The organism is Streptomyces sp. GS7 (genome assembly GCF_009834125.1).
Lineage (GTDB): Bacteria > Actinomycetota > Actinomycetes > Streptomycetales > Streptomycetaceae > Streptomyces.
In genome coordinates, this window is the sequence record NZ_CP047146.1 from 1,036,891 (window position 1) to 1,045,000 (window position 8,110).

At 71.1% G+C, this 8,110-nt stretch carries 5 protein-coding genes and 1 rRNA gene (1 of these 6 cut by a window edge); 4 read left to right on the forward strand and 2 right to left on the reverse strand.

Annotation, left to right across the window (positions count from 1 at the left end):
• Positions 1-84 precede the first annotated feature (84 nt).
• Positions 85-2,181, reverse strand: coding sequence for a fructose-specific PTS transporter subunit EIIC (locus GR130_RS04400; protein WP_159509746.1), 2,097 nt, complete (start codon positions 2,179-2,181; stop codon positions 85-87).
• A 510-nt stretch (positions 2,182-2,691) separates the two neighbouring features.
• Between GR130_RS04400 and ahcY the strand changes: the two genes are divergently transcribed.
• Together ahcY and GR130_RS04410 are read left to right on the forward strand one after the other, a co-directional pair.
• A complete protein-coding gene (gene ahcY / locus GR130_RS04405) occupies positions 2,692-4,149 on the forward strand; it encodes an adenosylhomocysteinase (protein WP_159503480.1) in 1,458 nt (485 codons plus the stop codon).
• 168 nt (positions 4,150-4,317) lie between these two features.
• Positions 4,318-4,932 carry a hypothetical protein gene (locus GR130_RS04410; protein ID WP_159503481.1) on the forward strand — a complete coding sequence of 205 codons (615 nt, stop codon included), beginning with the start codon at positions 4,318-4,320 and terminating at the stop codon, positions 4,930-4,932.
• A gap of 60 nt (positions 4,933-4,992) precedes the next feature.
• Here GR130_RS04410 and GR130_RS04415 read toward each other — a convergent pair whose 3' ends face one another.
• Positions 4,993-6,027, reverse strand: a complete 1,035-nt coding sequence (locus GR130_RS04415) for an RDD family protein (RefSeq protein WP_159503482.1) — start codon at positions 6,025-6,027, stop codon at positions 4,993-4,995.
• A 152-nt stretch (positions 6,028-6,179) separates the two neighbouring features.
• Between GR130_RS04415 and GR130_RS04420 the strand changes: the two genes are divergently transcribed.
• Both GR130_RS04420 and GR130_RS04425 read left to right on the forward strand, forming a co-directional pair.
• Positions 6,180-7,187, forward strand: coding sequence for a stage II sporulation protein M (locus tag GR130_RS04420; protein ID WP_159503483.1), 1,008 nt, complete (start codon positions 6,180-6,182; stop codon positions 7,185-7,187).
• 727 nt (positions 7,188-7,914) lie between these two features.
• A 16S ribosomal RNA gene (locus tag GR130_RS04425) occupies positions 7,915-8,110 on the forward strand; it runs 1,333 nt beyond the window's last position.

Sequence of the window (8,110 nt, forward strand, 5' to 3'; positions counted from 1 at the left end):
ACCGCCCCACGGCAGCCGACCCCGTACGCCGAAGGCCCCCGCACCCACCGAAGGGGCGCGGGGGCCTTCGCGTACCACCGCCGGCTACCGGATCTCCGCCAGCACCCGCAGCACCTCCGGCCCGTCCGCCGCACCCTGCAACCGCGCCCGGAAGTCCGCGTCCGTCAACTTCCGCGACAGCAGCGCCAGGATGCGCAGATGCTCGTCCCCGGCCGCCGCCCGCGGCACCGCGATCAGGAACACCAGCCGCGCGAGCGTGCCGTCCGGGGAACCCCAGTCGATGCCGTCCGCGGACCGCGCGAAGGCCACCACCGGCGCGGTCACCGCATCCGTCTTCGCATGCGGAACGGCGATCTCCTCACCGAGCCCGGTGGTGCCCTGCGCCTCCCGCGCCAGCGCCACCCGCACCAGCTCGGCCACATCGGTCACCGAGCCGCCGCACGCGGCGAGTTCCGCCATCTCCCGGATCGCCGCCTCCTTCTCCCCGGCCGCGAGCCGGGTACGCACGGTCCGCCCGGTCAGATACCCGGAGAGCACCTCGGGGGCCCCCTCCGCGTCCCCGCCGTCCCCGGCACCCTCGCCGTCCGCGCCGCGCTCCTCGCCCCCGCCGCGCTCCTCGTCCCCGGCGGGGGAGGGGAGCACCGCCGTACGGGCCGCGGGCCCGCCGACCGCCCCGGCCCCGGTACCGGCCCCCGGAACACCACCGGCCCCCACCGCGGCACCCACCGGCTCCGCCACCGGCACCGCCGCCCCCGCGGGAACCGGCGCGACCACGCGGCCCTTCCGGCGCTCCGAGAAGTCCACCAGCGCCACCGTCGCCAGCGCCGTCACCACCGACCCGGCCACCACCGCGACCGCGAACGACGGCACCCCGCCCACCGCCCCCAGCACGGCCACGATCGGCCCGCCGTGCGGCACCGCGTCCGTCGCCCCGGCCAGCCCCGCGACGGCACCGGCCACCGCACCGCCGAGCATGTTCGCCGGAATCACCTGCGCGGGCCGCGCCGCGGCGAACGGAATCGCCCCCTCCGAGATCCCGAACAGCCCCATGAACAGCGCCGCCATACCGGTCTCCCGCTCCTGCTCGGAGTACAGCCGCCGCCGTATCAGCGTCGCCAGCCCCTGCCCCAGCGGCATGACCGGAATCGCCGCCGCGCACATCCCCATCACGCTCTGGTTGCCGGTCGCGATCAGCCCCGCCCCGAAGAGGAACGCCGTCTTGTTGACCGGCCCGCCCATGTCGAACGCGATCATCAGCCCGAGCACCGCCCCCAGCAGAACCGCACTGGACCCGGTCATCCCGCCGAGCCAGCCCGTGAGTTGGGTGAACACCCACGAGACGGGCCGGCCGATGACGTAGATGAAGAACAGCCCGAGCACCGTCGTCGCCACGATCGGGATCACGATGATCGGCATGATCGGCTGGACGAACTTCGGGACCCTGACCTTCTTGATCCACAGCACCAGATAACCGGCCAGGAACCCGGTCACGATCGCCCCGATGAACCCCGCGCCCGCCTTGGAGTCGTACAGCGCCCCGGTGTTGGCGATCCAGCCGCCGATCATGCCCGGCACCAGCGCCGGCCGGTCGCCGACCGCGTACGCGATATAGCCGGACAGGATCGGCACCATCAGCGTGAACCCGATGACGCCGATGTCGTTCACGTGCTTCCAGAACGAACCGTCCGGGATGACCAGCCCGCCGTCCGGCCGCGGATGCCCGCCCAGCGCCAGCGAGACGGCGATCAGCAGCCCGCCGACCACCACGAACGGGATCATGTAACTGACCCCGTTCATCAGGGCCTTGTACGTCACGCTGCGCTCCCGGCCGCCGCCGGCCGCCCCACCCCCGGCCGCGGAACCGGAACGGGAGGTCCCCGCCCCGCCCTCGTGGACCGGCGCGCTGCGCACCCGCTCGATCAGCTTCTCGGGGTGGCGGATCCCCTCGGCGACCCCCACCGCCAGCACCCGCTTGCCGGCGAACCGTGCCAGATCGACGTCCTTGTCCGCCGCGACGATGATCCCGTCAGCCTCCCTGACATCGTTGTCAGACAGAACGTTCTCGGCCCCGATCGAGCCCTGGGTCTCCACCTTGATCTCATGCCCCAGCGACTCCGCGGCCTGCGCCAGCCTCTCCGCGGCCATGTACGTATGGGCGATACCGGTCGGGCAGGCCGTCACTGCGAGCAGCTTCAGCCCCTGCCCGTCCCTCCCCGCGCCCTCGCGGGGACCAGCTGGACTGGTGGTCACGTGGTTCTCCTCATCGCGAACGTGCGCGCGGCCCGTGCACCCGTCCGCGCGCTCCCCGCATCCTCCAACACCCGGCGGCCCCCGCAAAGCGCTCCGACCACCCCGCACCGCACCCCGCGACCCCCGCCTCCCACCCGGCCCGCCGACGCCCCGCGACCGCCCGGAGCAAACAGAACAAGCCGAACCGGGCTGGGGCCGCCGACCCGATCGGTGTAGATTCGTGACCAGTGTCAGACGTCGCTGCTGATGGCGGTCGGGCGGTCCGCACCCCGGACCGACCGAGGGAGAGAGGGCCTCCGACGGACTGCGCTGCGGCCAGGGGAGGGGTGTGTCCGCCTCCACGCGAACGCACGCTCCTCCGCATACGTCCGGAGAACCCCGGCCCGCGCCGCAGACTGCCCGAATTGCCCGAACAACCTCGACCTCCGAGGAGCAGCCCGTATGACGACAGCAGCCACCGGCCAGGACTTCAAGGTCGCCGACCTTTCCCTCGCCGCCTTCGGCCGCAAGGAGATCACCCTCGCCGAGCACGAGATGCCCGGCCTGATGGCGATCCGCAAGGAGTACGCCGCGACCCAGCCGCTCGCCGGCGCCCGGGTCACCGGCTCGCTGCACATGACCGTGCAGACCGCCGTCCTGATCGAGACCCTCGTGGCGCTCGGCGCCGAGGTCCGCTGGGCCTCCTGCAACATCTTCTCCACCCAGGACCACGCCGCCGCGGCCATCGCGGTCGGTCCCCACGGCACCCCCGAGAACCCCCAGGGCGTCCCGGTCTTCGCCTGGAAGGGCGAGACCCTGGAGGAGTACTGGTGGTGCACGGAGCAGGCGCTGACCTGGCCCAACTCGCCCACCGGCGGCCCGAACATGATCCTCGACGACGGCGGTGACGCCACCCTCCTCGTCCACAAGGGCGTCGAGTACGAGAAGGACGGCAAGGTCCCCGGGATCGAGACCGCCGAGAGCGACGAGCACCGCGCCATCCTGGAGCTGCTCACCCGCACCCTCGCCGACGCCCCGCAGAAGTGGACCAGGCTCGCCTCCGAGATCCGCGGCGTGACCGAGGAGACCACCACCGGCGTCCACCGCCTCTACGAGATGCAGCGCGACGGCGACCTGCTCTTCCCGGCGATCAACGTGAACGACGCCGTGACCAAGTCGAAGTTCGACAACAAGTACGGCTGCCGGCACTCCCTCGTCGACGGCATCAACCGCGCCACCGACGTCCTCATCGGCGGCAAGACCGCCGTCGTCTGCGGCTACGGCGACGTCGGCAAGGGCTGCGCGGAGTCCCTCCGCGGCCAGGGCGCCCGCGTGATCATCACCGAGATCGACCCCATCTGCGCCCTCCAGGCCGCGATGGACGGCTACCAGGTCACCACCCTCGACGAGGTCGTCGAGACCGCCGACATCTTCGTCACCACCACCGGAAACAAGGACATCATCCTCGCCTCCGACATGGCGCGGATGAAGCACCAGGCGATCGTCGGCAACATCGGCCACTTCGACAACGAGATCGACATGGCCGGCCTCGCCAAGCTCCCCGGCATCGTCAAGGACGAGGTCAAGCCGCAGGTCCACACCTGGACCCACCCGGACGGCAAGGTCCTGATCGTGCTGTCCGAGGGCCGCCTGCTCAACCTGGGCAACGCCACCGGCCACCCGTCCTTCGTGATGTCCAACTCCTTCGCGGACCAGACCCTGGCCCAGATCGAGCTGTTCACCAAGCCCGAGGAATACCCCACCGACGTCTACGTGCTCCCCAAGCACCTCGACGAGAAGGTCGCCCGCCTCCACCTGGACGCACTGGGCGTCAAGCTCACCACCCTGCGCCCGGAGCAGGCCGCCTACATCGGCGTCGAGGTCGAAGGCCCCTTCAAGCCCGACCACTACCGCTACTGAGCCGCCGCCGCACCGCCGGCCCACCCGGGCCGGCACCCGGCACCACCGGCACCCGCCGGCCCCAGGCCCTCGCCCTCCCGGCGGGGGCCTGACCCGTAAAACGCCCCGAAACCCCCACGCCACCCCCGGTCCACCATCCACCCCACCCCTCCGAAAGACCCCACCCCCATGCCCCGCGGCCACTACTCCCTGCACGACCCGCACGACCACACCCCCCTCGGCGAAGAACACTTCCACTGCGCCACCGGCCCCTCCGGCTGGCGCTACGTCTCCCAGACCGTCAACCCCGCCGGCGACCACACCGGCTCCGTTGACCTCACCCTCGACGCACTCGGCCGCCCCCTCCGCCTCGAACTCCATGCCGCCGCCTGGCAGGTCCGCGCCGCCGCCCTGGACGGCGTCACCTGGGTACGCACCGACCCCACCGGCGAACACGCCACCGAAGGCAACGCCCCCGCCCACGCCTTCACCGGCGCGTCCCCCGCCTTCCTCATCGCCACCGCCCGCCTGCTGCGCCCCGCCCTCGGCGCCGGCGCCACCCGCGCCCGCCTCGTCGCCTTCACACCCCCCGTGCTCGCCCCCCGCACCCTCGACCAGTCGTGGGCCCTGCTCAAGAGCACACCACACGCCACTGACAACGCCCCCCTCATCGCCGACGAGTACCAGGTCACCGACCTCGAAACCGGCGAACAGCACCCCGTCCACATCACCGGCGACGTCGTCCTCTCCGCCCCCGGCATCGAACTCGAATCCCTCGACTCACCCCCGTCGGCCTTCACCTGATCCCACCCCCGGCACCCGCCCCGCCCGACCGCCACCCCCACCGCCGGAACGAGCCACCGCTCATACCGGCGGCGCGAACCCCGTACGAGGCGCCTGCCCGCCCCCCGGCCCGCCATCGGCCTCCGTACGCCCCACCTCACCCGCAGCCGCCCGCGACACCGCACCCGCCGGCCCGCCCACGCCGTCGCCCGCCGCCGCACCCCCGGGCGCCACCCACCCCGCACCGTCCGCGGACACACCGCGCCCACCCCCCGGCGACAACGCCACCTCTGCCCCCGGCCCCGCAACCTCGAAGTGCGCCACCGCGGAAACCACCGCACCCGGGGCCACCGCCCCCACCGGCGCCCCGAACGCCCGCCGCGACTCCCGCCCCTGCCGCTCGGCCACCACCGCGGCCAGATACACCGCCACATCCACCCCTGCCGGCACCGCCACCCCCGTGAACCCCCGCAGGTCCTCCACCAGCCGCCCGGCCATCGCCGCGCCCGCCTGCGGATCCAGCTCCCCCAGCCGCGTCAGGTACTGCCGCACCGCCAGCCACCACCCGTCCGGCACCCGCGACAGATCCAACGACCCGAGCTCCCCCGCCAGCCACGAAGGCGCCGCCGGCAGCACCACCCCGCCGGCCTCCGCCTCCGGCACCCGCTCCCGTATGACCAGCGTCCCCGCGAACACATCGCCCAGCCGGCGCCCCCGCGCCGACACCAGCGACGCGACAGAGGCCACGACCCCCATCGTCATCACGATCTCGACGGCCCCCATCGCCCCCCGCACCAGCGCATGCCGGAACCGGATCGGCCCGCCGTCCTCCCGCACCACCCGCAGCCCGCAGATCAGCTTCCCCAGCGACCGGCCGTGGCTCAACGTCTCGACCACGATCGGGATCCCCACCTGCACCAGCAGGAAGGTCGCCACCGTCACCGCCGCCACCACCGCACCGTCCATCGAGGACGTCGCACTCACCATCAGCATCGTCACCGCGATGTACGTCCCCCAGGCCACGGCCAGATCGACCACCACCGCCAGCCCCCGACTCGCCAGCCTGGCCGGCCGCAGCCCCAGCACCACCGCTTCACCCGTAACGAGCTGACTCACACGCCCACTCCCTCTCGTCCCCTCTTCCCCGCGTTCCCCTGCCGCGCCGCCACGCCCCCGACGCCGCGTACCCCATGAGGGCCCCGGCCCGACGCCCCGCCAGTCTGCCAAGCTGGCCCGGCAACGACCCACAGCGCTGCGAGGAGCGACGAATGGACCTGGACGTCTTCGTTACGGCCCACGGCGCCGAATGGGACCGCCTGGAAACCCTGCTGAGCCGCAAACGCCGCCTCACCGGCACCGAGGCCGACGAACTCGTCGCCCTCTACCAGCGCACCACCACCCACCTCTCCCTCCTCCTCTCCAGCGCCCCCGACCCCGCGCTGACCGGCCGCCTGACCTCCCTCGTGGCCCGCGCCCGCAGCAAGGTCACCGGCGCCCGCACGTCCTCCTGGCGCGACGCCGCCCGCTTCTTCACCACGTCCTTCCCCGCCGCCGTCTACCGCCTGCGCCACTGGTGGATCCCCACCGCGATCCTCTCCGTCACCGTCGCCGCGCTCCTCGGCTGGTGGATAGCCGCCCACCCGGAAGTCCAGGCCGCCCTGGGCGCCCCCCAGGACCTGCGCGACATGACCCGCCCCGGCGGCGAGTACGAGACGTACTACTCCAGCCACCCCGCCGCGGCCTTCGCCGCCCAGGTATGGACGAACAACGCCCAGGCCGTCGCCCTCTGCCTGGTCCTCGGCGCCTTCCTCGGCCTCCCCGTCCTCTGGGTGCTCTTCCAGAACATGCTCAACCTCGGTGCGGGCCTGGGCCTGATGTCCTCCGCGGGCCGCCTCGACACCTTCCTGGGACTGATCCTCCCGCACGGCCTCCTCGAACTGACCGCCGTCTTCGTCGCCGCCGGCATCGGCCTCCGCCTGGGCTGGACCGTCATCGACCCGGGCCCGCGCACCCGCCGCACGGCCCTGGCAGAAGAGGGCCGCACCGCCCTGGGCGTCGCCATCGGCCTGGCTGCTGTCCTCTTCATCTCCGGCGCCATCGAAGGCTTCGTCACCCCCTCCGGCCTCCCCACCTGGGCCCGCATCGGCATCGGCGTCCTCGCCGAGCTGGCATTCCTCACCTACGTCTACGTCCTGGGCGGCCGCGCCGTACGGGCCGGCGAGACCGGCGACATCACCCAGGACGACCGAGCTGCCCTCCTCCCCACCGCCGCCTGATGTGTGCGGACCCCACCTGACCTGCTAATCTCCTCTCCGCCCCAGAAACCCGTTGACACGGGTGACAGGGGGAGGTAGATTCGAACGGTTGCAACGAACTGGACAGGTTCAACCGCGACGGTTAGTCTCTTCTCCGCTCCAGCCGCACATTCACATCGGCGGAGCGCAACCGACCACTTACCGGAAGTTCCCGGTCGATTAATTCGGCCGAACGTTTTCTGATAAAGTCGGAAAAGCCGAAGGGCAAGCCCCCCGATGGGTAATCGGAACAGAATTCAAGCCGGAAACGGCAGGAACGAAGATCTGCTAAAGTCGGAAAGGCCGAAAAGCGAAAGCGAAGCGGCCGACCCCGCTCCAACAGGGGGCCGGAGCCGGAAACGGATCTGGTAAGGTTGGAACCGCGAGAAGGTCGAAAGGCCGGATCGCACCGGCGAAAATCGGAGCCGCGAGGGTCTGATAGAGTCGGAAACGCAAGACCGAAGGGAAGCGCCCGGAGAGCCTGGTGAAACAGGCGCAAAGGAAGCGTCCGTTCCTTGAGAACTCAACAGCGTGCCAAAAGTCAACGCCAGATATGTTGATACCCCGTCTCCATCATGGAGATGAGGTTCCTTTGAAAGTCCTTCCAATTTTTTTGGGAGGCGCACACAGCGAGGACGCTGTGAACGACTGGGACTATTCCTCCTGGTTGTTCCGCTCAACGCGAGTGTCACCGGATTACCGGTAAACATTCACGGAGAGTTTGATCCTGGCTCAGGACGAACGCTGGCGGCGTGCTTAACACATGCAAGTCGAACGATGAACCGGTTTCGGCCGGGGATTAGTGGCGAACGGGTGAGTAACACGTGGGCAATCTGCCCTTCACTCTGGGACAAGCCCTGGAAACGGGGTCTAATACCGGATATGACACACGGAGGCATCTCCTG